This window comes from Pediococcus damnosus (assembly GCF_001437255.1).
In the GTDB taxonomy this organism is placed as follows: Bacteria; Bacillota; Bacilli; order Lactobacillales; family Lactobacillaceae; genus Pediococcus; species Pediococcus damnosus.
Genome location: NZ_JQBD01000023.1, coordinates 1 through 24,539, shown reverse-complemented (window position 1 = coordinate 24,539; position 24,539 = coordinate 1). Strand labels below are relative to the sequence as shown.

The following is a 24,539-nucleotide window of genomic DNA, read 5'->3' as shown; positions in this document are numbered from 1 at the left end:
AGGCACCTAGGAAAACTTGACACATACTTTTAATGGTTTAAATTTGCAAATCTTCAGAACCTGAACTATACTCATCTTGTAAAACTTAAACGCGATGACGTTCGCGGTAATATTATTCTCGAATAATTGATGACGTCTGCCAGCTTATTTAGCAGGCAGACGTCCTTTTTTTTGAGATAAAAATATGAGGAGGATTTTTTATATGTCAGTATATATTGATCAGGTTAAAGCAAGAGAGATTTTTGATTCTCGAGGCAATCCAACGGTTGAAGCAGATGTTATTTTATCAGATGGCACACTTGGCCGTGCCGAAGTACCATCTGGTGCTTCAACTGGTGAACTTGAAGCTGTTGAGCTACGTGATGGCGGTGATCGTCTTCAGGGTAAAGGTGTCAGCAAAGCTGTTAACAATGTTAATACTGAAATCAACAAGGCTTTAAAGGGTGTTTCACCTTTTAACCAAGGTAATGTTGATCAAATTATGATTGATCTTGATGGAACTAAGAATAAAGCTCGTTTAGGTGCTAATGCCATTCTCGGTGTTTCAATGGCCACTGCTCGTGCTGCTGCAAATTACGAAAAGATTCCTTTGTACCGTTATCTTGGTGGTGCAGATCTTGAATTACCACAAACATTCCATAATGTTATCAACGGTGGGGAACATGCTGATAACGGAATTGATATGCAAGAATTTATGATCACCCCAGTTGAACGGACAAGTTTCCGTGACGGTTTTGAAAAAATCGCTAACACTTATCATACATTGAAAAAAGTTATTGAAGATGCTGGTTATCAATCTGGTCTTGGTGACGAAGGTGGATTTGCACCTGACTTGAAGTCTTCTGAAGAAGCTTTAACCATGTTACATGAAGCTATTCAAAAAGCTGGATACACACCTGGTAAAGAAATTGCCATTGCTTTTGATGCTGCTGCTTCATACTTCTATAACACAAAGACAAAGCAATATGATTTTGAAGGCACTCATAAATCAGCTGACGAAATGGGTCAGTATTATGAAGGTCTCCTTAAGAAGTTCCCTGAAATTATTTCTATTGAAGATCCATTCAGTGAAGATGATTGGGATAACTTTGAGAAGTTTACTGCTAAGATGGGCGATAAAGTTCAGATTGTGGCCGACGATCCGGTCTGCACTAACCCTGAATTAATCACTAAAGCCATCAAGAATGGTTTGGGCAACTCAATTCTAATCAAGCTTAACCAAATTGGTACCGTTACTGAAACTCTTGAAGCTGTTCGTTTATCTCGTAAAAATGGTTACACAACCATGATTTCACATCGTTCTGGTGAAACCGGTGATACCTTTGTAGCCGACTTTACAGTTGCTACAAACTCAGCACAATTAAAGGCTGGTGCTCCTGCACGTTCAGAACGTGTTGAGAAGTACAACCAGTTGTTACGGATTGAGGAAGACTTAGGCAAGAGTACCCGAATTGCACGCTTCCCTAACAATGTAGATTTTGACTAATTAATTACTTCACCAATGTCAAATTTATCTTAAATTAGTATCTCCTCCTGAAAAAGATACGTGCATAAATATCAGTAATAGAGGGACGGTAGCACCTTGGTGACAAGCTTTTAAGTGCTAACGGAGTCCTACGACTCGAGTAAATTTGGCAGCTGCCGAAAAAAGGTGATACAAATATTTATATTTGTATCACCTTTTTGTAAATTGATTAATAAAATGGTGATGATGTTCACCCTAATTATTATCGAAACGATAATTGATAACGTCTACTGATATTTCGAATTTTCGGAATGTTAGTAGACGTTTTTTATTTTAAAATAGTGAGTTGAAGGGGAGTAGCGGTATGGTTGATACAAAATCTGATCAAAATTCAAATTTTGAAGAACAGTTTATGGGTAATTCAGGGCTTAGTTCGAAACAAGTAGAACAACTTACAAAACAATACGGAAACAATGAAGTGCCAACTAAAGAAGACGGTCCATTTATTGGAACTTTAAAACGCATGTGGAATCCGATTTCCTGGTTGTTAGAAGCAGCCATCATTTTTGAATTTATTTTAGGAAAACAATTTCAAGCATTAGTTATTGTATTATTGTTATTATTTTCAGCTATTGACGGTGAAATTCAAGAACGGCGTGCTAAAAATGCAGTTGGTTTTTTGCATAAAAAACTAAAAATCTCAGTTCGAGTATTGAGAGATAATAAATGGCAAGTTTGCACATCGAAGGAGCTTGTTCCTGGGGATATTATCCATCAACGGGTTGGGGACATTGTTTCTGCAGATTTGCAGATCTTGCAGGGAACGGTTAGCGTAAATCAGGCAGCCCTTACTGGTGAATCTGCAGATGTGACTATTAAATCAGGTGGAAAAGTGGTTTCTGGATCTACCATTACCCATGGTGAAATTATCGCAAAGGTTATTGCCACAGGGTCCCAAAGCTCGTATGGAAAAACTGTTGGGCTTTCCCAAAATTCAGAGGCTCCTGGACGTCTTCAAACGTTACTTTTTAATATTGTTCGCTATCTTGCCTATTTGGATATCGTTCTAGCAATAATTCTAGTGATTACGGCTTTCATTCGCGGAACGTCCTGGCAGGAATTATTACCGTTTCTGGTAATTTTGTTTATTGCAACAATTCCAATTTCGATGCCATCTAGTTTTACAGTTGCTAATTCACTTGAGGCTAAAGAACTTACAAAACAGCAAGTTTTAGTGACTGGTTTAACGGGAATTCAAGAAGCCGCGAGTTTAGATGTGTTGTTGATCGATAAAACGGGGACGTTGACTAAAAATCAATCGAAGGTTTCTAACATCATTAGGTACAATGAAGAATATGATGAAACTAATTTGATTAAATTAGCCGCCGCTGCCGCAGATGACACTGCTAACGATGCAATTAATAACGCAATTCTGAGTGAATTTAACCAACGACATCTTGAAGGGTTTGTGCGTAAGAGTTTCAAAGGCTTCGATCCAGCCGTTAAATTTTCAACAGCCGAAATTGTGGAAAATGGGTCTCCCAAAGAAGTTGTGATGGGTTCTCCAATTACCCTACAAAAGATGGGTAATGTACCTGAAACTTATATCAATGACATCAAAAAAATCAGTTCCAGTGGTGCGCGAGTTTTAGCAATTGGAATTCGTGCCAATAACAATCAGCAGTTTACAATTGTTGGGTTGATTGGGTTAACGGATATGCCTAAAGAAGATGCAAAAGAAGCTGTCCAAAAAATTCGTGACCGAGGGATTAAAGTGATTATGCTGACCGGCGATACGCGTGAGACTGCCAAGGTTATTGCAGAAAAAGTCGGCATTGGTGATCGCATTTCAGATATTCACGATGCTTTGAATAACCCGCTTGCCTACGATGGTTACGCTAATGTTTTTCCTGAGGATAAATTTAAAGTGGTTAAGGCTTTACAAGATCAGGGGAGTGTTGTAGGCATGACTGGAGATGGCATTAATGACGCACCGGCATTGAAACAAGCAGACGTGGGAATTGCTGTATCGACGGCTACTGATGCTGCCAAAAAGGCAGCTAAGGTAGTACTAACTAATGATAGTTTATTAGACATCATGAAGGTAATTGATAGTGGGCATCGGGTTTATCGACGCATGATGACTTGGACAATCACTAAGTTGGCTCGAACGGCTGAGTTAGCAGCACTTCTGACATTTGGATTTATTTTTGCTGGATTTTTCCCTGTGTCTTTAAGTCTAATTGTGTTTATTGTTGTCATGAATGATATGGTGACATTAGTTCTAGGAACCGACAGAGCCGTTCCATCACGAAAACCTGAACATTGGGATTTACTTAAATTAACTAAAATAGCTGCGATTTTTACAATTGGTTGGTTAGCAGTTGGATTAATGCTTCTATGGTACTTTGTTTCACAAACGGTCGTTTCTCAGGCAGACATTAGCTCACTTATGTTTCTTTACTTAATTTATTCAGCAATGACAACAATTTTAATGACACGAACTGAAGGAGTGTTTTGGCGCTCACGCCCAAGTAACTGGGTTGCTGGAATGGTTGCTTTAGATATTGTCGTGGCTACTTGTTTAGCCGCTGAGGGGTGGATTACGACTCCCGTTTCTTGGGCGTGGATTCTATTAGTGATGGGTATTACTGTAATTGCAACGATAATTCTTGATTTCCTAAAGGTTCAGTATTATCGACATGAAAAGAAATAATCAAAAATGCTTATTCAGAATAGACTCCTGAATAAGCATTTTTGATTATTTTAGTTTTAAAACCTATTTACCTTCAGATTTATCATTAATTTTAAATGAAATCAAAAAAGCAATAACTGCAAGAACTAACGGGAAGATTAATCCGTAATGAACACCGTTTGTAAATGCTGTTCGCGAAGATTCCGGTGCTGACGAAGCATGCTGACCAACAGCTAATAAGCTGGTTGCTACGGCTGTTGCTACAGCGCCCATCATTTGTTGGAAAGTATTCATGATCGTGCTGCCATCACCCGTTGAATGCACATCAAGCGCGTTTAGGCCAAATGTTTGGGCTGGTGACATTGCTAGTGGGGCACCAATCATGATAATGATGTGGGCCAAAATGACATACCACATTGCTGACGTTGGGGTGGCAAACAAAAGCATCACAATTCCAACAATAACAATTAAGAAACCAGATGCGGCTAATAAACGGGCACCTAAACGATCAAAAAGACGGCCAGAGATTGCTGAAACAATGGCATTAACAATTCCACCTGGCAACATGACAATCCCGGTTAGCGCAACTGCAATGTCTAAACCATTTTGCCAGAACATTGGTAATAGGTACATAGAGGAAATGATAATTCCGAAATCTAATATAATTAGAATGGCGCCAATTCTGAAATTAGGTTTTTCAAATACATGAAAATTTAAGATTGGATTGGTGGAATGCAATTGGCGGTAGATATAAGCTGCCAGAACTAATAGTGCAAATACTAGGATTCCCAATACTAAAGGTGAATTCCAACCATGACTACTTGCCAAACTTACGCCCGTTACTAGACTACCAAACCCAATCGTGGATAAGGCAATAGATAGGATATCGACTTTAGGCTTAGTAATTTTTGTTACATTTGGAAGATATTTATAAGCTAGGAATGCTGCAATTAATAAGAATGGCACAAATGTCCAAAATATCCAGTGCCATGATAGGGCACCAAGAATAATTCCAGATAATGTCGGTCCAATCGCAGGAGCAAACATAATAACCAACCCGATCATTCCCATGGCAGTTCCTAACCTATAAGGTGGAAAAATTAAGGTTGCAACTGTGTACATTAATGGCAAGATAATTCCAGGAGCGATACCTTGGATCATTCGGCCAATTAATAAAATTGCAAACGACGGTGCTAATGCAGAAATAATTGCACCAACAATAAAATCTGCTAACGCGAAAAGTACAAGTTGTCGCGTTGTAAACCATTTGGTAAGTAAACTTGAAAGCGGAAGAACGATTCCAATGACCAGCATGTAACTAGTTACTAACCACTGAATAGTACTTACGTTGACGTTTAACTTAGCCATTAGGCTTGGAAGGGCAATATTAAGTGAAGTTTCACTTAGCATCCCCACAAATCCGCCGATTAATAGACCAATCATAGCTAGCATTGGACGTTTAACGGTGACAGCAGCTTGATACTCTGCTGATTTTTTTTCGGAACTTTCTGACATAATTTAGAACTCCTTTTCTCTTTTTACCAGGCAATTGTTTACATTAGCATAAAATTTTAACTCTCGTAAGTCATTTATGCTTAAAACCATAAGTAAACGCTTTATTTAAGATAAATAAGTTCTAAACCTTTTGAATTCATTAGTTTAAGGGCATTTTTATTTTTCGGATTCATGATTAATAGTAGCCAGTTTTAATGCAAAATATAAAAAGAAGATGAAAATGAATTTTTCATTTTTCGTCTTCTTTAGTTAAAGTGGCAGGTGCCGGAACCATTCTTTTATAAATACGAATCAAATCGGCTTTGTTGGTCTGAGGATACTTTATTAGAACTTGAGCAAAACTTAGAACGCTACGAGCCATAAGTTCTGCAATAAAGGGTTTATGAGATTCGTGAATATCTTCAAAACTGTAAACACGAAGAATATCTCCGGTAATTAATTGAACGACCATTTCCTGTTCACTACTCCAAAACATCATTTTTAACAAAGTTTGGTGATTGGATAAAGCTTCTACGATTAATTGTGCAGAAATACGGGTAGAGTTGGGTGTTCGATCAATTTTCTGGAGGAACTGGTTAATCATTCTGACACAGCTAACTTCTATGATTTCGCCAATACTTCCATAGTGACGATAGTATGTTTGGCGAGCCACTTTAGCATCTTGACAAAGGGTGCCTACTCGAATTGTTGAAAACTGTTGATTGGCTAGATAGTCTTTTTTTAGTACAGCAAAAAGGCTGTCTTGCGTGGCTTGTAGGCGTTGATCGATATGATTGTCATGGGCAAGTTGCATTTTAATTGTATTCATTTTGCGACCTCCTATGTGACATTTTAGCGCTTTTGACACCAAAAGGGTCTATTAATTGTTTATGTAAGTCCTTATTATTGGGTCTGTAAAGTAAATATAAAAAAACAAAAGGGGAAAACAACATGAAATTTATTACATTAGAAGAACACTGGGAATCAAAACGCGTCAATGAGGCAGCTAAACCTTATATGCCTGCTCCAGTCAATCCGCATAAAGATCCGGCAGATCATAGCATTGCCGAATTTGTGGCTAAATCTAAAAAAGATAACACCGAATTAACGAGCGTCGGTGACAAACGTCTGGCATTTATGGATGCAAATCAGATTGATAAACAAATTATGGGCTATGGCGATAATTCGCCCCAAAATCTTGATCCAAAGGTGTCCATTGACCTGAGCCGAATGGCTAATGATGACCTGGCTGATGCGATTGCTACTCATCCTGATCGGTTTGGAGGTTGGGCAGTTTTGCCAGTTGGGGATCCTAAGGCGGCAGCTGCCGAACTTGAACGTGCAGTTAAAGAAAAAGGTCTCCAAGGGGCAATGATTCATGGCTATTATGATGGCAAGTTCTTTGACGATCCGTTCTATGAACCAATTTTTGCTAAGGCCGAAGAACTCGATGTGCCTTTGTATTTTCATCCTGCAGTGATCCCAAATGATATTAAAGAACATTACTATGACGGCGATGGCTGGTCAGAATTAACTGCTTTTACTTTTGCAGGGGCTGGCTGGGGTTGGCATGAGGACCTTGGGGTGCAAATGGTTCGTCTGATTTTATCTGGGCTATTTGATCGTCATCCTAATTTGCATATTATTACTGGTCATTGGGGTGAAATGGTTCCTAATTTCTTAGAGCGAATGGATCAAACATTGGGACTGACGGCTCACCTTGATCGCAGCATTAGTCAAACATACCGGGACAATTTCTACATTACACCAAGTGGCATGTTCTTTAATGCCCAATTACAGTTGGATATGACTGAGGTAGGTAGTGATCATTTGATGTATTCAGTAGATTATCCATATAACCATCCCACTGGTGCAGCGACATTTTTGGCCGATGCTGGTTTAAGCATGGAAGATCAAGAAAAAATTGCATATCGTAATGCTGAAAAATTACTGCATTTAAGTAAGTAATAGTCGATTTATAAATTAAGGAGATCGATAGTTATGGATAATTTGTATACAGTTACGCCGGTTAATGATCAAGTTTATGTGATTAGCGAAAATATTACGACCCGACCCATTAAATTTGCTCAGCAGTTGATAGTTGGTAAAAATAAAGCCGCTTTGATCGATGCTGGTTTTGGCATTGATCGGGAGCTTCTTAATGTGATTCGTCAGATTACAACGAAACCGCTTGTTTGTTTATTAACACATGGTGATCCTGATCATACCGGTGGGGCTTCTTTGTTTGATTCAGTTTATATGAATCCTGCTGATGATGAAATCATGAAGGCAGCTTTTGCGCCGGCTGATCGTTTGCATGATGTTGATATTGCAAGTGGCCATAACGAAGCACTTGTTGCCCACATGGAGACTAGCATGCCTCAGGCAACATCATTTAATTATCAACCACTTCAAGATGGAGACACTTTTGATCTTGGAGGAATTATCTTACAAGCGGTTGGAATGCCAGGACATTCTAAAGGAAGCATGTGTTTTGTGGATGTTAAAAACCATGTTGGTTTTACTGGTGATGGGATTGCAACTGCAACTATGTGTGAACTTTATGATTCCCGGTGTGCTTCTTTAACCACTTGGGAAACTGCAATTCATAAGTTGCATAATTTAATCGGTGATCAGGCGCAATTATTTAGTGGTCATCGGATAGATGCGTTCCCAGTTTCTGTTTTAAGCATGCTTGAAAATAATATTGATGAAATAAAAGCAGGTAAGGTAGAAGCTGATCACCACTGACAAATATGCCGTCTGGTGCTGTGAAGGAAACTGAAACAATGCATGCGCGTGCTCATCGCAGTGCGAACAATCCTTTTATTGTGATGTACAATGCATTGAATATTGACTAACTTTTAAATGAAATCGGAGGAGATTTAGTTATGACTATTAAAAATTTTTATGATGCACCGCTTGATCAATCAGATAAAAAAGCCTTTCAAGATCGTGCTGAGATTCGTGAATTGCTGGAGTATGAACGTTATTGTCGTGATAACGGTCTTTATACCCAGGAAGCTGATTGTTATAGCGATGATGCGCAAATTCATGTCTCTTGGTATGACGGTTCCGCAAAAGGTTATTTTGAGAAAGTTTCCGCAGCAAATGGTGGGGGCTCTAAACACAAAATCAATTCGACTTCGGTTTGGGTAAACGGCAATAAGGCAATTGGTGAAATGACGGTTATGATGTTGTCACCACGGACTGAATTGGATGGTCAACCGGTTGATCTACATTCGTATGCGCGGATTTTTTCGCGTTTGGAAAAGATTAACGGAATCTGGAAATTAGTTAATGGGGACTGCATTTATGAACGAGATGAATTAATACCAGCCGTTCCTGGTTCAACTATCAAAATTGATTCTAAAGAACTTGCTTCATACCGTACCAGTTATCAAGGGCTTTGCTACATTTTGGCAAGAACAGGACTAAAAAGTAGTCAAGATTTACCTGGTGAAGATCAACCGGAAACAGTTGAAAAAGTTTACCATGATGCTAGTAATTGGTTCTTTGCTTAAGATTATCAATAATGGTCTGATTTTCTCCAAACGGGAAATCAGACCATATTTTTGACCTGATATTAGGCTTTGGTAATCATTAGGGTTTGTTTAAACGGTTTTCGTAATTATTTGGTAGTTAGCTTGCGTGTGATAAAATAAATTAAGGAAGTATTTAACGGTGAAAAACGGAGGCAATATACGGTGAAAGTTGGAATAGATCGCATTGGGTTTTATACATCTAAATGGTATGTGGACATGGCCAAGCTGGCAAAAGCACGAAATGAGGAACCTGGCAAATATTTGATTGGGATTGGCCAAAGCAAACAATCAGTCATTCCAAACTCACAGGATGCCGTGACAATGGCCGCAAATGCAGCTGACCAAATTATTGATGATCGAAATCGTGATCAAATTGATCTGGTCCTTTTTGGAACGGAGTCAGGTGTCGATAATTCAAAATCTGCGGCAATTTATCTCCAGCATCTGTTGCAATTGCGCTCAAATATTCAAAGTGTGGAACTTAAACAAGCCTGTTATGCGATGACAGCGGGTATTCAACTTGCAAAGGATCATGTGTTAGCCCATCCGGAAAGTAAGGTTTTAGTGATTGGGTCCGATATTGCCAGATATGGCCTGCATAGTGCTGGTGAACCTACGCAAGGTGGTGGTGCTATGGCAATGATTATCAGTGCCAATCCAAAAATATTGACAATTGAGGAACCATCAGCCCATTATACGGCTGACATTATGGATTTCTGGCGCCCGTTGTATGCCACGCAGGCGGTTGTTGATGGCAAGTATTCTTCTCAAGAATACATTGATTTTTTTGACCGCACGTTGACTGAGTATCAAGCTAAAACACAAACAAAACTCTCGGATTTGCAAGCAATTGTTTTTCATTTACCTTATACAAAGATGGGGTTAAAGGCCCTAAAGTCAGTGTTATCAAAAACTGATGACCGGCATGCAACTCAATTATTAAGAGAATTTGAATATTCACGTATTTTCAGTCGCGAGGTTGGTAATTTGTATACTGGCTCGCTTTATCTGAGTTTACTTTCCTTATTAGTTAACAGTGAAAATTTAAAGAGTGGGCAAAAAATTGGGTTATTCAGTTATGGATCAGGTGCCGAAGGGGAATTTTATGTGACGACGCTTCAACCAGGATTTGAAACTGCCATTGGTGGTGACAAAGTGAAGCATTTGCTGGAAGATCGTGAAGAACTTTCGATTACTGAGTATGAGGCAATGTTTAATTCGCAAATGCCTTTGTCAGCTGATGATTTTACGACTCATACTCAAATTGATTCGGCAAAATTTTATTTAGCTGGACAAAAGGATCAACAACGCCAATATCAACGTCGGAAAGTTTAAGAACCAAAAAGGGATCGTGCTTTTATTTGCACGATCCCTTTTTTGAACTAATTGAGCGTTTATTTAAAATAGTTATAAGTAACGACACCATCTTTTGCTGTTAATAGAGGTTTTGTTTCTTGATTAGGATTCATCAATGAAACTGAATAACCACTGCCAAGATTCTTTTTGATGGATGAAGAAAGTTTCTTGAAGTTTGTGGCCACCTGATCAAAATTGGCTTCTTTTGCATTAGCAGGATTTTTAATTAAAGATTTGAGTGAACTAACAAATTCCTTATTTGTTGGCTTAACTTCATATTCCTTGTTTGTCTTGTTAAAAGAAACGGTTCCTGTACCTTTATAATTTTTTTGAAGAGATTTAAGAATGTTATCAGCTTTAACAGACTGAGCTGCATTTTTTCTTTTGTTGGCATCTCCTGGAAACACTTTTTCACCAGCATTAGAAAAACTACCATTAAGATTTTTTGAAGATTTTGAAACTAATTCTGTAGAACTGGAACTAGCTGAACGGTTAGATTTTGAATTATGCCAAAATGGTAAATTAATACCACTAAAAATAATCAGTCCTATACAGACCACGGTAAGCAGAATCGGCGAAACTAGTCGTTCACCATTTTGGATAACCATGGACAGCCTAAGAATGGATAAAACAAGTGCAAATATTGCCATAATGAACAAAAATAACATAAATTACTCTCCCTTACGGATACTTTCTTATATTATCGCTCAAAAAAAGTTAAAGTACAATCGTGAAAATAAGGAATCTTAAGGTTCTTAATTGCTTTTTACTGTTTCTAATTGTTATCATATTAATATACTAATGATTGGCGGTGATTAAATGCTGTCTGAATTTAAGATTGGAATGTTAGTCAGATGTACAAACTGTGATGATTTGGATCATCCATTTGTTGGAAAAATAATCAATGTTTTGAGTACAAAGCTTGTAATTGAAGTTTTACAAATTAATTACCGAGACCGACACAAGGCTTCTTTAATTCAGTATAATACAGTTGTAGATATAAAGAATTGTAAGCGCATCCAGCGTGTGCGCGTAGATTTAGACGAACGAGATGAACAATGAAATGAAGGCTTAAATATGAAAGTTATTGTCGCTCCGGATTCATTTAAAAATAGCATGACTGCAAAAAAGGCTACTGAAAGTATTGTGGCAGGATTGAAAAAGGTCGATCCAAAAATTAAGACGGTTTCTTTACCAATGGCGGATGGTGGTGAAGGAACAATGACAGTGTTGATGGACCATTTTAAAGGTAATCGTTATTCTGTTGAAGTCACTGATGCGATTGGACGACCAATTAAGGCAGAACTTGGGCTAACCGAAGACAAAGCCAAAGTGGCGGTAATTGATATGGCATCTGCCAGTGGCATAGAACATTTAAAAGGTGCTGAACTTAATCCATTTAGAGCTACAACATTTGGAACGGGCCAATTACTCCAGGCAAGTTTGGCCCATCGACCAAAGAAAATTTATTTAGGTGTCGGTGGCAGTGCCACCAATGATGGTGGAGCCGGGATGGCAATGGCGCTAGGTTTTCAGTTTTTGAATAAAGCCGGGAAGTCTATTGATTTAGGAAACGGCGGGTTGAGTGAACTTGAAACAATTGTTGCACCCACGAAAAAGGTCATTTCAGTCCCACTAATTGTTTTAAATGATGTGGCTAATCCGCTTTTAGGACCGGATGGAGCAACTAATGTTTTTGGTACACAAAAAGGGGCCTCTTCAGATGATAAAAAGGTTCTTGAAGAAAATCTCCACCATCTGTCACTGGTTGTTCAACGAGATTTGGGTAAAGATTTTGCTTCCGATTGGGGAACTGGAGGTGCCGGAGGGCTAAGTTATGGCTTAAAAACATTTTTTGGTGCGCAATTAACATCAGGTATAGACAGCATTCTAAAATTACTTGATTTTAAAGAAAAAGTTGTGAATGCTGATTATTTAATTACTGGTGAGGGATCATTTGATACGCAATCCAGAAATGGAAAGGTACCGTTTGGACTTGCCGAAGCCTGTTTGAAACTCAATCCAGAATGTAAAGTTATTGTTTTAGCAGGTAGAATTGCACCTGATTTAGGTGAATTACCTGCAAATATCAAATTGGTTAAAAGCATTAATGACGGGCAACCACTAGCCAAACAAACTCTCGACATGGGCTCTGAAAATATTTATCACTTGAGTGAATGGTTGACTAGCAATTATTTGTAAATAAAAAAAGGTTCAAGGCATTTCATCCACTGAACCTTTATGTTTAATAAATCTTATCCCGATATAAGCCAACTACACGGCCAAGGATACTAACGTTATCTAAAATAATTGGAGCCATGGTATCATTTTCGGGTTGTAAGCGAATATGATCAGTTTCTTTGAAGAACCGTTTGCAAGTGGCCTCATTTTCTTCTGTCATGGCAATGACAATATCACCGTTATCTGCAGAGCTTTGTTTACGAACAATAACTTGATCACCATTTAAAATTCCAGCCTGAATCATGCTTTCTCCACGAATATTCAACATGAATAAATCACCATCCTCGTGTTCAAAATCAGGAGGAAGTGGAAAAAAGTCAGTTGCTTCTTCAACGGCTAAAATTGGTGCACCAGCAGTGACAGTTCCTAAGATCGGAATTTTATTAGGGGTGGCACTAACACCTAATTCCTCTAAACCCGCAGGTGTAATTTCTAAAGCACGTGGTTTGGTAGGGTCTTTTTGTAAAAGTCCCTTTTTTTGTAATCTTTCAATATGGCCATGGACAGTAGAAGTAGAGGAGAGGGAAACTGCCTCACCAATCTCACGCACAGTTGGTGGATATCCTTTTTCGTTTACTTTATCATATATGTATCTAAGCACAGCAAATTGCTTACTTTCAGATGTTTTTGACATTGTGAGCACCTCGCATTTTCTTGTTCTCATTTTACCATATGCAATTACAGTATTCAAACAAACGTTCGGGTTCAATTTTTTGAAAAAAAATCAATAACAGTGTAAAATCATTGGTAAACAAATCGGGAGTGAAAAAATTGGCAGAAAAAGATGAAGAATTTCAAAAATTAATTAAAAGGATTAATGAATTAGCCCATAAAGCCAAGAGTGATGGCTTAACAGATTTAGAAATCATTGAACGTAAAGACCTGCGTCAGAGATATTTAAAACGATTTAGAGAAGGTTTTAAAAGTCAAGTTGAAATGATGCAAGTGTTTGATAAGAGTGGTAAAGAAGTTACCCCGGAAAAAGTGAAAAATGTTCAGCGGAAAAAGGGACTTCGTGATGATTAAATCGATCATTTAGTTTTGTAATGGTCATTTAATCTTTTCTTATTTAAATTTAATGATAGAATAAGAGGTACTGATAGGGAAATCAGGATGACCTCTTTTATTTTGTGAAGTTTTTGTGTACTATAGAGTAGTATACATAATTGTAAGGAGGTTAGAACATTGTCAACAGGAATTTGGATTTTAATTGTTGTTATTGCGTTATTACTTGGGGCAGTAGGTGGTTTCTTCGCTGCTCGTAAATATATGGAAAGCTATCTTAAGAATAATCCTCCGATCAATGAAGATATGTTACGAACTATGATGTTGCAAATGGGACAAAAACCATCGCAAAAGAAGTTACATCAAATGATGTCTTCTATGCAGAATCAAGCTAAACATCAAAAATAGTTTTAGACAGATTTTATGAATGATAAAGGACAAAGATTATTTTTGTCCTTTTTTTGTTGCCAAAAATTAGAGGAAATTTGAAAGATAGTAAACAAATAGGAGGAGTAACTCGTGTCAATATTTCGGAAATTAGCTTGGTTTTTTAAAATAGAGAAATGGAATTATCTAATTGGAGTTATTTTTCTTCTTCTCGTGGCTGTCTTAAATGTTTTACCACCTAAAATTATTGGTAATTTGGTTCAATTAATCAGTACCAATAAGTTAAAAGCAACAACTTTGACGTTTTCATTGATTGTTTTAGTAAGTGTTGCGATTCTACAATACCTTTTTCGATTTGGCTGGCGATCACGGATTTTCGGTGGGGCGGCTCGGCTAGAAAAAACGTTGCGTAGTCGGCTTTTTACTCATTACATGCAGATGGATCAAACTTTCTATCAGGAACATCGCACAGGAGACTTGATGGCCCATGCAACTAATGATTTACAGGCCATTCAACAAGTTGCTGGTTCTGGAATTTTATCATTTGCTGATTCGATTATTACCGGTATTACAACAATTATTGCCATGATGGTACTTGTAGATTGGCGCTTAACGTTGTTGGCTATGATTCCGTTCCCATTACTTGCCATTAGTGCTGGTTATTTAGGAACAAAGATTCATATTGCTTTTCGTAAATCACAGGCGGCCTTTTCACGGTTAAATAACAAAACACAGGAAAGTGTTATGGGAATTAAAGTGATCAAATCGCTTGGACAAGATAAAGAAGATACTGCTGATTTTGAAAAATTAATTGATCAGACTATCAAAATTAATCGGAAAGTTAACGCTTTAGATGCAATGTTTAATCCGATGACCACTATTTTGATTGGTGTTTCTTACATGATTACCCTTGTTTTAGGCGGATCATTTGTTGTTCATAACGTCATTAATATTGGACAACTTGTTTCGTTCATTTCATACATTACCATGCTGATTTGGCCAATGTTTGCCATTGGTAATTTGTTTAATATCATGGAACGTGGAAATGCGAGTTATGATCGAGTCAATTTGTTGTTACACGCAAAATCTAGCATTATTGATGACAAACATGCGGTTAAACAACGTGCAACTGGTGATTTAAATTTCGCAATTCAGTCCTTTACCTATCCAGGTGACGAACAAAGTAGTTTAAATCGTGTCAGTTTTAAATTACCAGCTGGAAATACCCTTGGTTTGGTTGGAAAAGTTGGAACCGGAAAATCAACGATTATGAAACTTATTTTACGTGAGTTTGACGACTATAAGGGAGAAATAACGGTTGGCGGCATTAACATTAAGGATTATGCGTTAAACACATATTTACCATCGATTGGGTATGTGCCAGAAGAAAGTTTTCTTTTTTCTGATACGATCAAAAACAATATTAAATTTGGCGACTTTTCTGCGACTGACGAAGAAGTTATAGAAGCTGCTAAAAAAAGTGATTTGTATGACGACATTTTAGATCAACCTGATCAGTTTGATACCGAGGTTGGTGAGCAAGGCGTGTCATTGTCTGGCGGTCAACGCCAGCGGCTTGCCATTGCGCGGGCACTGATTATTAATCCAGAGATCCTTCTCCTGGATGATGCCCTTTCTGCGGTTGATGGTGAAACAGAACATGAAATTTTAAAGGAATTGCGTAAGGAACGTAAAGGCAAGACGACCATAATTGCTGCGCACCGGTTAAGCAGTGTGATGAATGCTAACGAAATTTTGGTTCTTGACAGTGGTGAAATTATTCAACGAGGAACTCACGAAGAGTTACTTAAGCAGGATGGTTGGTATCAAGATATGTTCCATAGACAACAAATGGAAACTAAAATTGCAAAGGAGGGTGACCTAGATGCAGAATAAAAAAGAATCAATTTGGGCACATACTATGACCACTAAAGAGCAATTTCGTACAATTAAACGAATGTTGCCTTTTACAAAACCTTTTTGGAAACAATTTGTGGTTGCAATTATTTTTGCAGGAATTGTAAGTGTAATTAATATTTTACTTCCCAGGTTGATTCAATATTATATGGATCATTTTTTAATCCATAGTTCAACGCCACTTTCGATTATGTTTTTGTTTGCTGGTTTATATTTTCTAGGAGCAATATTACAAGCAATTTTTCAGTTTGGGCAAACTTTCCTTTATGCAATGGGAGCCGAACGAACGTTAGAAAGAGTGCGGGTTCTTTTATTTAGGAAATTGCATAAATTGGGGATGAATTACTTTGATGCCACCCCGGCTGGATCAATAGTGTCTCGGGTAACTAATGATACGATGAGTTTACAGGACTTCTGGACGCTGTTTTTAACACTTATTGTGGGCGTTTTTGGGATGGCTTCTGCTTTGGTTGCTATGTTTACAACGAATGCGAAGATTACCTGGGCGACGCTATCATTATTACCATTCTTAGTTTTTATAATTTGGTTTTACCAAAAATATAGTTCAACGGTTTATCAAAGAATGAGAGAAAACTTAAGCCAGTTAAACACCAAAATTAGTGAGTCATTGGTCGGAATTGGAGTTATTCAACAATTTCGCCAAGAAAAAAGAATTGAAAGTGAATTTGAAAAAACAAATAACGAATACTTATTTGCCCGATTTTCAATGATTCGTATGAACTCTTTGCTTTTAAATCCAATCATTAATTTAATGTATGCGCTGGGCGTTGTGATTGCGTTAGGATTATTTGGTATTAATGCTTTCAAAGAACCAGTAGCTGCAGGAGTTATTTATGCATTTGTAAGTTATATCGATAGTTTTTACAATCCAATGTCGTCTATGATGGATTATCTTTCTACTTTCCAAGATGGGCTTGTTGCAAGCACTCGAATTTTACGAATTTTCGATAATGAAAGTTATCAACCAAAACAAAATGAGCAGTCAGATCTTGAAATCTCAGAAGGAAAAGTGGAATTTAAACACGTTACTTTTTCGTACGATGGTAAAAATAACGTTTTAAATGATATTAGCTTTACGGTTAATCCTGGTGAAACTGTGGCTTTAGTTGGATCAACTGGTAGTGGTAAGAGTTCAACCATCAATCTTTTAATGCGATTTTATGAGTTTCAATCTGGTCAAATCCTTGTTGACGGCCATGACATTCGTGATTATGCAGAAGCGGAGTTGCGGAAAAAAATTGGATTAGTTTTACAAGAACCATTTCTATTTTATGGGGATATTGCTTCAAATATCCGCATGTATAATGAAGATATTACTGATGATCAAATTCGACGGGCAGCTCAGTTTGTTCAAGCTGATCATTTCATTGAGGAACTACCAAATGGTTACCATAACAAAGTGATTGAACGTGGGGTGGAGTACTCAGGCGGTCAACGTCAATTAATTTCTTTTGCTCGTACAATTGCCAGTGATCCTAAGATCTTAATTTTGGATGAAGCAACTGCACATATTGATACAGAAACAGAAGATATGATTCAAGGAAGTTTGAAAAAGATGAGCCAAAGTCGCACGTCTCTTGTGATTGCCCATCGGTTGTCAACGATTCAAGATGCTAACCAAATTTTGGTTCTAAAGCATGGACGAATTATTGAGCGTGGAACTCATGATGAATTACTTGCTAAGAAAGGTATGTATTACGATATGTACCAAATGCAAGGAAATACCAAAGTAGAAACTGAATAACAAAAAAGACTGGGAAAGTATTTTTCTCAGTCTTTTTTGTTATATAAAGCGTGGAAAATAAGCATTAACGTTTTGTTCCATTCACTCATTTTTTTTAGAAATATCAACGTAATGAAAATTTGGATCGATTTCTTGGTCTAATTGATCAAATGCAGATTGTAATTTTTCGTCAAGGGCAGCACGACCCGCCTCATTCATCCGTTGTTTGCGGTCTACGACAATTGGCTTCCCGAAATCAACGGTGATTTTTTTTCGTGAAAAAAGTTTTTTGAAAGACAAGGGGCCCTGGTACACAGTTGGGATAAGTGGCACATTTGCCATTTGAGCTATTACAACTGCGCCTCCCTTTAGATGCTGTGTATGACGTGAACCAGAAGGAAAGATAATCATTGAAAGCTTTCCTTCTCGCAGAATTTTCACGGGAGTCTTAATGGCGGAAGGACCAGGATGTTTTCGATTAACAGAAAAAGCATAACAGGTAACCAGAATCCAGCGAATGATGGGGTTTTTAAATAGTTCTTCTTTAGCCATAAATGAAAATTTTTTAGGACTAGCCGCTAAAGCAAACAGGATTGGATCAAACCAAGTTCGATGTGGGCCAACGAGAATGTATGATCCCTTTGGAAGATTCTTTCGGTTTAAGTAACGAGGACGGCCATTGATAATGTATAATAGTAAACGAATTACAATTCTTAAAAAGGAATAAAGCACTGTGCAACTCTCCAATCATGCTAATTTATATCTTAAGTATGGACAAAAAATGAGATTGTTGCAAGTAATGATTAAGGGGAAAAATGACAGAATCTGTAAATTTAAACGGTAACGAAAGAATTGATCAACTGTACAGTCAAGATATTAAAATTATTCAAAGCTCAGAAGTCTTTTCGTTTTCGTTAGATGCGGTTCTTTTAGCAAATTTTGCAAAACTAAAAGCTTCTCCAAAAGTGAAAATTATGGACTTATGTGCAGGCAATGGTGCAGTAGGACTTTTTGCCAGTCAAAAAACCAAAGGACAAATTTTTCAGATTGAATTGCAAGCAAAATTAGCTGATATGGGGAAACGAAGTATTGAACTGAATGGGCTTCAGAATCAAGTCCATATGGTAAATATGGACTTAGCAGATACTTTTAGAAAATTTGAAAAAGATACATTTGACTTTGTTCTTTGCAATCCACCGTATTTTAAAAACCAAATAGCAAGTAAGAAAAATCCCAATCCATATTTGGCGGTGGCACGTCATGAGATTAAAACGAACCTTGATCAGGTGTTGGAGACATCGGCCGGTTTACTAAAAATGAACGGAAAATTATATTTGGTTCATCGCCCTGACCGTTTTTCGGAAATTATGGCTTCTTTGGCACGTCATCGATTAGCACCAAAAAAGATTCGGTTAGTTTATCCACGCCAACATAGCGAGGCCAACATGGTTTTAATCGAAGCAATTAAAGATGGTCGAAAAGGTGGGATGCGGTTTGTGGAACCTTTGTATACATATGAAGGAAAGGAATACTCGACAGAAGTGAAGGGATTACTTTATGGTAGAAAAAAATCGTAAATTCTTCTTTTATGTGCTTTATTGTGCGGATGGGACGTTGTACGGAGGTTTTACGGTTGATTTAGCTCAGCGAGTAGCTACACATAATGCTGGAAAAGGAGCAAAGTATACGCGCGTAAAGAGTCGTCGTCCGGTTCGATTAATTTATTCTGAAACTTATGAAACGAAACATGATGCATTGAGTGCGGAGTATCATTTTAAGCATCAAACGCGTAAAGCCAAGCTTCAATTTCTCGACTTACATAATGTAAAACTTCCAAAAGTCTGAAAGTCTTTTTCATGAATTTTGTTTTCAGTGTTATACTAAAGATACATTTGTTAAGGAGGAATTTTTGTAATGAAAATTATTGATTATGGTATTCGTGATGATGAAAAACCATATTTAGATGAATGGGTTAAGAAAAATAATGTTGAAGTTAAGGCTGTTTCTGACCTTTTAACTGAAGACAATATTGACCTAGCTAAGGGTTATGATGGGGTAATTGCTTATCAGCAAAAACCTTATACTGATGGCATCTTTAAGAAGATGGATGAATTTGGAATCCATGCATTCTCCTTACGAAATGTTGGTGTTGATAACGTTCCTGCTGAATCTGTTAAGAAATACAACATTAAAGTTTCTAATGTTCCAGCATATTCACCAAGTGCTATTGCTGAATTATCAGTAACAGCATTGATGGCTTTATTACGTCGTTTGCCACGTTTCGAAAACAAAATGGCTAAAGGCGACTTCCGTTGGGCACCAGATATTGCTCAAGAACTCAACGAATTAACGGTCGGTGTTGTTGGAACTGGCCGAATTGGCCGTGCAGCAATGGACATCTTCAAGGGCTTTGGCGCTAAAGTTATTGGCTACGATGTTTTCCGTAATCCTGAATTGGAAAAAGAAGGCATTTATGTAGATAGCTTGGATGATATTTATGCACAAGCTGATGTTATTACTTTGCATGTACCTGCATTAAAAGATAACTATCATATGTTAAATGATGATGCCTTTAGCAAAATGAAGGATGGTGTCTACATTCTTAATTATGCTCGTGGTTCACTTATCGACACAGATGCTTTGATCCGTGCACTTGACAACGGCAAAGTTGCTGGCGCTGGTCTTGATACCTACGAAAATGAAGTTGGTATCTTTGATGTTGATCACAAGGGCAAGAAGATTGATGATGATGTCTTCAATAACCTTTATGCACGTGATAATGTCTTGATCACACCACATGCAGCATTCTATACAACCAAAGCTGTTAAGAATATGGTTCAAATCTCATTAAATAATAACAAGAGTTTTATCGAAAATGGAAAAGCTGATAATGAAGTTAGCTTTGACTAATTTTAGATAGAAATTAAATGAAAAAGAGCTTACATAATTGTGTAAACTCTTTTTTTGTGATTAAAATTCACTGTCTTTTAAAGTATTACTTGCAGTGAGGCAATATTTTCGGTATACTTGTTCCTGGTGTTAAACCAAATTCACACCCAACTGGATGATTTGACCAGTGCTCATTGAGTTCTCAAATCGGATGAAGGTTGGGAAGGAAAAAACTATTGGAGGTATATATTTTATGTCAGTTATTTCTATGAAACAATTGCTCGAATCTGGAGTTCATTTTGGTCACCAAACACGTCGTTGGAATCCAAAAATGAAACCATATATTTTTACAGAACGGAACGGTATTTACATTATTGACTTACAAAAAACAGTCAAAATGATTGATACTGCTTATAACTTTGTAAAAGATATCGCAGCTAATAACGGTGTTATTTTATTTGTTGGTACAAAAAAGCAAGCACAAAATGCAATTGAAGAAGAAGCAACTCGTGCAGGTCAGTATTATGTTAACCATCGTTGGTTAGGTGGAACTTTAACTAACTGGAATACGATTCAAACACGTATCAAACGGCTTAAGGATCTTAAAAAGATGAATGAAGACGGTACTTTTGATCGTTTACCAAAGAAGGAAGTTTCTCTTCTTAACAAGCAAAAAGATAAGTTGGAGAAGTTTTTGGGTGGTATCGAAGATATGCCTCATATTCCAGATGCTGTATTTATTGTTGATCCTCGTAAAGAGCAAATCGCAGTTAAAGAAGCTCGTAAATTGAACATTCCAATTATTGCTATGGTAGATACGAATACAGATCCTGATCAAATTGATGTTATTATTCCATCAAATGATGATGCTATTCGTGCTGTTCGTTTGATCACTTCAAAAATGGCTGATGCCGTTATTGAAGGTCGTCAAGGTGAAGACCAAGAAGACGCTGATCAACCAGCAGCAAAGAGCGCAGCACCAGCTAAAAAGAGCGCTGCTACTAGTGAAGTCTCTTCAGATTCTCTTGAAAATCTTAAGAAAACCGTTGAAGGCGGAGCAAGTTCTGCAAAATAGTTTTTGTTTTAGGCTGTCGTAAGTCTCGACCTTTTTGGCCTGAGACCGAGATGGCCTTTTTAATGAAATTTTGAGAATTTTAAAGGAGGATATAATTATGGCAAGTATTTCCGCATCTCAGGTTAAAGAATTACGTGATAAAATCGGTGTTGGTATGATGGATGCAAAGAAGGCATTGGTTGCAAGTGATGGTGACATGGATAAAGCAATTGATCTTCTTCGCGAAAAAGGAATTGCTAAGGCTGAAAAAAAGAGCAGTCGTATTGCTGCTGAAGGCTTAGCAGATGTCGAAATTCATGATGACCAGGCTGCAATTGCTGAAGTTAATTCAGAAACTGATTTCGTTGCTTCCAACGACCAATTTATCGACTTAGTAAAGGGTATCACTGCTCAATTAGCATTAAATACTCCTAAAACAGTTGAAGACGCATTGGCACTTAAGACCACAAAGGGAACCATTAACGACGACATTGTCGAAACAACTCAAGTAACAGGTGAAAAAATCACTTTACGTCGTTTCGATGCAATTAAGAAAACTGCTGACCAACATTTTGGTGCATATCTGCACATGGGCGGTAAGATCGCTACATTAGTTGTTTTAGATGGTGCTGACGACGATACAGCTAAGGATATTGCAATGCACGTAGCCGCTATTAATCCTAAGTACGTTAACCGTGATCAAGTACCTTCAGAGGTTTTAGATCATGAACGTGAGGTTTTAACTAAAGAAGCTGAAGAAGAGGGCAAACCTGCTAAAATCATCGCTAAGATGGTAGAAGGTCGTCTTAACAAATTCTTGGCTGAAATTAGTTTGGATGATCAAGATTTTGTTAAAGATCCTGACCAAACAGTTGCAAAATATGTTGCTTCTAAAGGTGGAAAAGTGAAATCATTTATCCGCTATGAAGTTGGCGAAGGCATTGAAAAGAAAAATGTTGACTTTGCTGAAGAAGTAAAAAAAGAAATGGGCGACTAAGCTAATATTTAAATCAAGGTACATTGCGAAAGCAATGTACCTTTTTTTATTAAGACGGTTATTTTTTTAAAAAAATAACAAGAGCCGTTTTGTTCAAGCTTTGTTTTAGATACAAATAGAAAAAAATTAATTTGAATGAAAAATGATGTTATATTTATAAATGTTTTATCGTATGCACCTTTTACTCAGTTGCATAAGGTAAATTGCCGAATAAATGGCTCTTTGTACTGCTTTTATGATAAACTAGAACGGAAGAAACAAGTGGAAGAGTCAATTTGACTGGCCACCTAATTAGTGCAGTGATAATGATCACCCGTACTGAGAATAAAATTTTGTGAATAAAATGATCATTGATAATTTTAGGAGGACAACCATGACAGAGGTTAAATATAAACGGGTAGTAATGAAGCTCAGTGGTGAAGCACTTGCTGGAGATAAAGGGACGGGAATCAATCCGCCTGTAATCAAAACAGTAGCTAAAGAATTAAAAGAAGTTCATGATTTGGGTGTTGAAATTGCCGTCGTTTGTGGTGGTGGTAACATGTGGCGTGGTGAGACTGGTGAACAGTTGGGCATGCAACGTGTACAAGCTGACTATATTGGAATGCTTGCAACGGTTATGAATGCATTGGCCTTGCAGGACAGTTTAGAATCTTTAGGTGTTCCTACTCGGGTGCAAACAGCTATTGAAATGAGACAAATTGCAGAACCTTATATCCGTCGGAAGGCTGTCCGCCATCTAGAAAAAAATAGAATTGTGATTTTTGCGGCTGGAACTGGCAGCCCATACTTTTCTACAGATACCACAGCTGCCTTACGTGGTGCTGAAATTGATGCTGATGCCATTCTGATGGCTAAAAACGGGGTTGATGGCATTTATTCAGCTGATCCAAACATTGATCCATCAGCTGTTAAGTATGAAGAACTTACTCACTTAGATATTATTGATAAAGGTCTCAAAGTCATGGATACCACAGCCAGTTCTTTATCAATGGAAAACAATATTCCAATCGTCGTTTTCAATCTTAATAAACCGGGTAATATAAAAAAAGTTGTTGAAGGACAAAAAATTGGAACTACCGTAAGGGGGAAATAACATGGCAGTAGAAAATACCAGTATTAAAGACGCACAAGATCGTATGAAAAAAGCAGAGCAATCTTTGGAACACGAATTGGGCAACATTAGGACAGGACGTGCAAATGCCAGTTTATTAGATCGCATTAAGGTTGATTATTACGGAACTCCTACACCGGTTAACCAAATGGCATCAATCACGATTCCAGAAGCACGTGTAATTATGGTTACACCGTATGATAAAACAGCATTAAAAAGTTTAGAACAGGCAATTTTGATTTCTGATTTAGGCATCAACCCATCTAATGATGGCACAGCAATTCGTTTGGTGATTCCTCAACTTACAGAAGAACGACGTAAGGAATTAGCAAAAGATGTCAAAGCAGAAGGCGAACGCGCAAAGGTTGCGGTTCGAAATGTACGACGTGATGCAATGGATGATCTGAAGAAGGGTGAAAAAGACAGTACTTATACAGAAGATCAACTCCATGATTTAGAAACACAAATGCAGAAAGTTACTGATGTGGCAATTAAAGCCGTTGACAAGATTGTAGCCGATAAAGAAAAAGAAGTTTTATCTGAATAGAATATTTTAAATGTATTTTAAAACGCAAGAGCCTGACAGTTTATCAGTGCTGTTTGCGTTTTTTAGGGTCTCTGTCAAATCGTATTGGT

The 24,539-nt window shown here is 37.5% G+C and carries 24 protein-coding genes and 1 riboswitch; of the genes, 19 read left to right on the top strand and 5 right to left on the bottom strand.

All coding sequences use genetic code 11. The features are described 5' to 3' along the window. The first annotated feature begins 202 nt into the window (after positions 1-202). Positions 203-1,486 (top strand): phosphopyruvate hydratase, encoded by a 1,284-nt coding sequence (eno, locus tag IV84_RS04565; protein WP_046871215.1) that lies wholly within the window; start codon positions 203-205, stop codon positions 1,484-1,486. A 209-nt stretch (positions 1,487-1,695) separates the two neighbouring features. Next, positions 1,696-1,762: riboswitch (Fluoride riboswitch) on the top strand. Between the two features lie 67 nt (positions 1,763-1,829). Then, complete coding sequence (locus IV84_RS04560) at positions 1,830-4,181, top strand: HAD-IC family P-type ATPase (RefSeq protein WP_052694483.1); 2,352 nt, start codon at positions 1,830-1,832, stop codon at positions 4,179-4,181. Positions 4,182-4,244: 63 nt separating this feature from the next. On the opposite strand, the gene IV84_RS04555 is transcribed toward IV84_RS04560, so the two are convergent. Continuing rightward, complete coding sequence (locus IV84_RS04555; protein WP_046871214.1) at positions 4,245-5,675, bottom strand: DHA2 family efflux MFS transporter permease subunit; 1,431 nt, start codon at positions 5,673-5,675, stop codon at positions 4,245-4,247. A gap of 229 nt (positions 5,676-5,904) precedes the next feature. Next, the gene (locus IV84_RS04550) at positions 5,905-6,483 is read right to left on the bottom strand and encodes a hypothetical protein (protein ID WP_046871213.1); all 579 of its coding nucleotides are present in this window, start codon (positions 6,481-6,483) and stop codon (positions 5,905-5,907) included. A 122-nt stretch (positions 6,484-6,605) separates the two neighbouring features. On the opposite strand from IV84_RS04550, the gene IV84_RS04545 reads away from it, so the two are divergent. From IV84_RS04545 to IV84_RS04530, 4 genes are all read left to right on the top strand, one after another. Next, positions 6,606-7,622 carry an amidohydrolase family protein gene (locus tag IV84_RS04545; RefSeq protein WP_046871212.1) on the top strand — a complete coding sequence of 339 codons (1,017 nt, stop codon included), beginning with the start codon at positions 6,606-6,608 and terminating at the stop codon, positions 7,620-7,622. Positions 7,623-7,655: 33 nt separating this feature from the next. Continuing rightward, the gene (locus tag IV84_RS04540) at positions 7,656-8,405 is read left to right on the top strand and encodes an MBL fold metallo-hydrolase (protein WP_052694482.1); all 750 of its coding nucleotides are present in this window, start codon (positions 7,656-7,658) and stop codon (positions 8,403-8,405) included. 140 nt (positions 8,406-8,545) lie between these two features. After that, positions 8,546-9,178, top strand: coding sequence for a nuclear transport factor 2 family protein (locus IV84_RS04535; protein WP_046871211.1), 633 nt, complete (start codon positions 8,546-8,548; stop codon positions 9,176-9,178). Positions 9,179-9,361: 183 nt separating this feature from the next. Beyond that, complete coding sequence (locus IV84_RS04530; protein WP_046871210.1) at positions 9,362-10,534, top strand: hydroxymethylglutaryl-CoA synthase; 1,173 nt, start codon at positions 9,362-9,364, stop codon at positions 10,532-10,534. A 59-nt stretch (positions 10,535-10,593) separates the two neighbouring features. Here the strand turns inward: IV84_RS04530 and IV84_RS04525 are convergent, their stop codons facing one another. Then, entirely contained in the window at positions 10,594-11,223 is a 630-nt protein-coding gene (locus IV84_RS04525) for a hypothetical protein (RefSeq protein WP_046871209.1), read from the bottom strand. 151 nt (positions 11,224-11,374) lie between these two features. Here IV84_RS04525 and IV84_RS04520 point away from each other — a divergent pair, with 151 nt between their 5' ends. Both IV84_RS04520 and IV84_RS04515 read left to right on the top strand, forming a co-directional pair. Then, on the top strand, positions 11,375-11,617 hold the full coding sequence (locus IV84_RS04520; protein WP_046871208.1) for a hypothetical protein: 243 nt from the start codon (positions 11,375-11,377) through the stop codon (positions 11,615-11,617). Between the two features lie 15 nt (positions 11,618-11,632). Next, positions 11,633-12,757 (top strand): glycerate kinase, encoded by a 1,125-nt coding sequence (locus IV84_RS04515; RefSeq protein WP_046871207.1) that lies wholly within the window; start codon positions 11,633-11,635, stop codon positions 12,755-12,757. Between the two features lie 43 nt (positions 12,758-12,800). On the opposite strand, the gene lexA is transcribed toward IV84_RS04515, so the two are convergent. Further along, entirely contained in the window at positions 12,801-13,430 is a 630-nt protein-coding gene (gene lexA / locus IV84_RS04510; protein WP_046871206.1) for a transcriptional repressor LexA, read from the bottom strand. 137 nt (positions 13,431-13,567) lie between these two features. Between lexA and IV84_RS04505 the strand changes: the two genes are divergently transcribed. The 4 genes from IV84_RS04505 (at position 13,568) to IV84_RS04490 (ending at position 17,870) form a co-directional block, all read left to right on the top strand. Next, on the top strand, positions 13,568-13,822 hold the full coding sequence (locus IV84_RS04505; protein WP_046871205.1) for a DUF896 domain-containing protein: 255 nt from the start codon (positions 13,568-13,570) through the stop codon (positions 13,820-13,822). A 159-nt stretch (positions 13,823-13,981) separates the two neighbouring features. Next, the gene (locus IV84_RS04500; RefSeq protein WP_046871204.1) at positions 13,982-14,209 is read left to right on the top strand and encodes a YneF family protein; all 228 of its coding nucleotides are present in this window, start codon (positions 13,982-13,984) and stop codon (positions 14,207-14,209) included. A gap of 111 nt (positions 14,210-14,320) precedes the next feature. Continuing rightward, positions 14,321-16,084 carry an ABC transporter ATP-binding protein gene (locus IV84_RS04495; RefSeq protein ID WP_046871203.1) on the top strand — a complete coding sequence of 588 codons (1,764 nt, stop codon included), beginning with the start codon at positions 14,321-14,323 and terminating at the stop codon, positions 16,082-16,084. Continuing rightward, complete coding sequence (locus tag IV84_RS04490) at positions 16,074-17,870, top strand: ABC transporter ATP-binding protein (RefSeq protein WP_056986173.1); 1,797 nt, start codon at positions 16,074-16,076, stop codon at positions 17,868-17,870. Before IV84_RS04495 ends, IV84_RS04490 begins: the two co-directional genes overlap by 11 nt. Before the next feature lie 81 nt (positions 17,871-17,951). Here the strand turns inward: IV84_RS04490 and IV84_RS04485 are convergent, their stop codons facing one another. Continuing rightward, complete coding sequence (locus IV84_RS04485; protein ID WP_056986172.1) at positions 17,952-18,581, bottom strand: lysophospholipid acyltransferase family protein; 630 nt, start codon at positions 18,579-18,581, stop codon at positions 17,952-17,954. A gap of 83 nt (positions 18,582-18,664) precedes the next feature. Between IV84_RS04485 and IV84_RS04480 the strand changes: the two genes are divergently transcribed. The 7 genes from IV84_RS04480 (at position 18,665) to frr (ending at position 24,450) form a co-directional block, all read left to right on the top strand. Next, positions 18,665-19,426 carry a tRNA1(Val) (adenine(37)-N6)-methyltransferase gene (locus IV84_RS04480; protein WP_046871200.1) on the top strand — a complete coding sequence of 254 codons (762 nt, stop codon included), beginning with the start codon at positions 18,665-18,667 and terminating at the stop codon, positions 19,424-19,426. Continuing rightward, complete coding sequence (locus IV84_RS04475) at positions 19,407-19,694, top strand: GIY-YIG nuclease family protein (RefSeq protein ID WP_046871199.1); 288 nt, start codon at positions 19,407-19,409, stop codon at positions 19,692-19,694. Before IV84_RS04480 ends, IV84_RS04475 begins: the two co-directional genes overlap by 20 nt. Positions 19,695-19,763: 69 nt before the next feature. Next, complete coding sequence (locus IV84_RS04470) at positions 19,764-20,759, top strand: D-2-hydroxyacid dehydrogenase (RefSeq protein WP_046871198.1); 996 nt, start codon at positions 19,764-19,766, stop codon at positions 20,757-20,759. Positions 20,760-20,991: 232 nt separating this feature from the next. Further along, positions 20,992-21,813, top strand: coding sequence for a 30S ribosomal protein S2 (gene rpsB, locus IV84_RS04465; protein ID WP_046871964.1), 822 nt, complete (start codon positions 20,992-20,994; stop codon positions 21,811-21,813). 97 nt (positions 21,814-21,910) lie between these two features. Then, a complete protein-coding gene (tsf, locus tag IV84_RS04460) occupies positions 21,911-22,789 on the top strand; it encodes a translation elongation factor Ts (protein WP_046871965.1) in 879 nt (292 codons plus the stop codon). 373 nt (positions 22,790-23,162) lie between these two features. Further along, entirely contained in the window at positions 23,163-23,885 is a 723-nt protein-coding gene (gene pyrH / locus IV84_RS04455; RefSeq protein WP_046871966.1) for a UMP kinase, read from the top strand. A gap of 1 nt (position 23,886) precedes the next feature. After that, a complete protein-coding gene (frr, locus tag IV84_RS04450; protein WP_046871967.1) occupies positions 23,887-24,450 on the top strand; it encodes a ribosome recycling factor in 564 nt (187 codons plus the stop codon). Positions 24,451-24,539 lie beyond the last annotated feature (89 nt).

Excerpts from the sequence above, each read along its gene's own strand:
- IV84_RS04480 (WP_046871200.1), top strand. The coding sequence starts at position 18,665 with ATGACAGAATCTGTAAATTTAAACGGTAACGAAAGAATTGATCAACTG.
- IV84_RS04470 (WP_046871198.1), top strand. The coding sequence starts at position 19,764 with ATGAAAATTATTGATTATGGTATTCGTGATGATGAAAAACCATATTTA.
- IV84_RS04540 (WP_052694482.1), top strand. The coding sequence starts at position 7,656 with ATGGATAATTTGTATACAGTTACGCCGGTTAATGATCAAGTTTATGTG.
- IV84_RS04525 (WP_046871209.1), bottom strand. The coding sequence starts at position 11,223 with ATGTTATTTTTGTTCATTATGGCAATATTTGCACTTGTTTTATCCATT.
- pyrH (WP_046871966.1), top strand. The coding sequence starts at position 23,163 with ATGACAGAGGTTAAATATAAACGGGTAGTAATGAAGCTCAGTGGTGAA.
- rpsB (WP_046871964.1), top strand. The coding sequence starts at position 20,992 with ATGTCAGTTATTTCTATGAAACAATTGCTCGAATCTGGAGTTCATTTT.
- IV84_RS04555 (WP_046871214.1), bottom strand. The coding sequence starts at position 5,675 with ATGTCAGAAAGTTCCGAAAAAAAATCAGCAGAGTATCAAGCTGCTGTC.
- IV84_RS04545 (WP_046871212.1), top strand. The coding sequence starts at position 6,606 with ATGAAATTTATTACATTAGAAGAACACTGGGAATCAAAACGCGTCAAT.
- frr (WP_046871967.1), top strand. The coding sequence starts at position 23,887 with ATGGCAGTAGAAAATACCAGTATTAAAGACGCACAAGATCGTATGAAA.
- IV84_RS04550 (WP_046871213.1), bottom strand. The coding sequence starts at position 6,483 with ATGAATACAATTAAAATGCAACTTGCCCATGACAATCATATCGATCAA.
- IV84_RS04475 (WP_046871199.1), top strand. The coding sequence starts at position 19,407 with ATGGTAGAAAAAAATCGTAAATTCTTCTTTTATGTGCTTTATTGTGCG.
- IV84_RS04515 (WP_046871207.1), top strand. The coding sequence starts at position 11,633 with ATGAAAGTTATTGTCGCTCCGGATTCATTTAAAAATAGCATGACTGCA.
- tsf (WP_046871965.1), top strand. The coding sequence starts at position 21,911 with ATGGCAAGTATTTCCGCATCTCAGGTTAAAGAATTACGTGATAAAATC.
- eno (WP_046871215.1), top strand. The coding sequence starts at position 203 with ATGTCAGTATATATTGATCAGGTTAAAGCAAGAGAGATTTTTGATTCT.
- IV84_RS04490 (WP_056986173.1), top strand. The coding sequence starts at position 16,074 with ATGCAGAATAAAAAAGAATCAATTTGGGCACATACTATGACCACTAAA.
- IV84_RS04560 (WP_052694483.1), top strand. The coding sequence starts at position 1,830 with ATGGTTGATACAAAATCTGATCAAAATTCAAATTTTGAAGAACAGTTT.
- lexA (WP_046871206.1), bottom strand. The coding sequence starts at position 13,430 with ATGTCAAAAACATCTGAAAGTAAGCAATTTGCTGTGCTTAGATACATA.
- IV84_RS04520 (WP_046871208.1), top strand. The coding sequence starts at position 11,375 with ATGCTGTCTGAATTTAAGATTGGAATGTTAGTCAGATGTACAAACTGT.
- IV84_RS04535 (WP_046871211.1), top strand. The coding sequence starts at position 8,546 with ATGACTATTAAAAATTTTTATGATGCACCGCTTGATCAATCAGATAAA.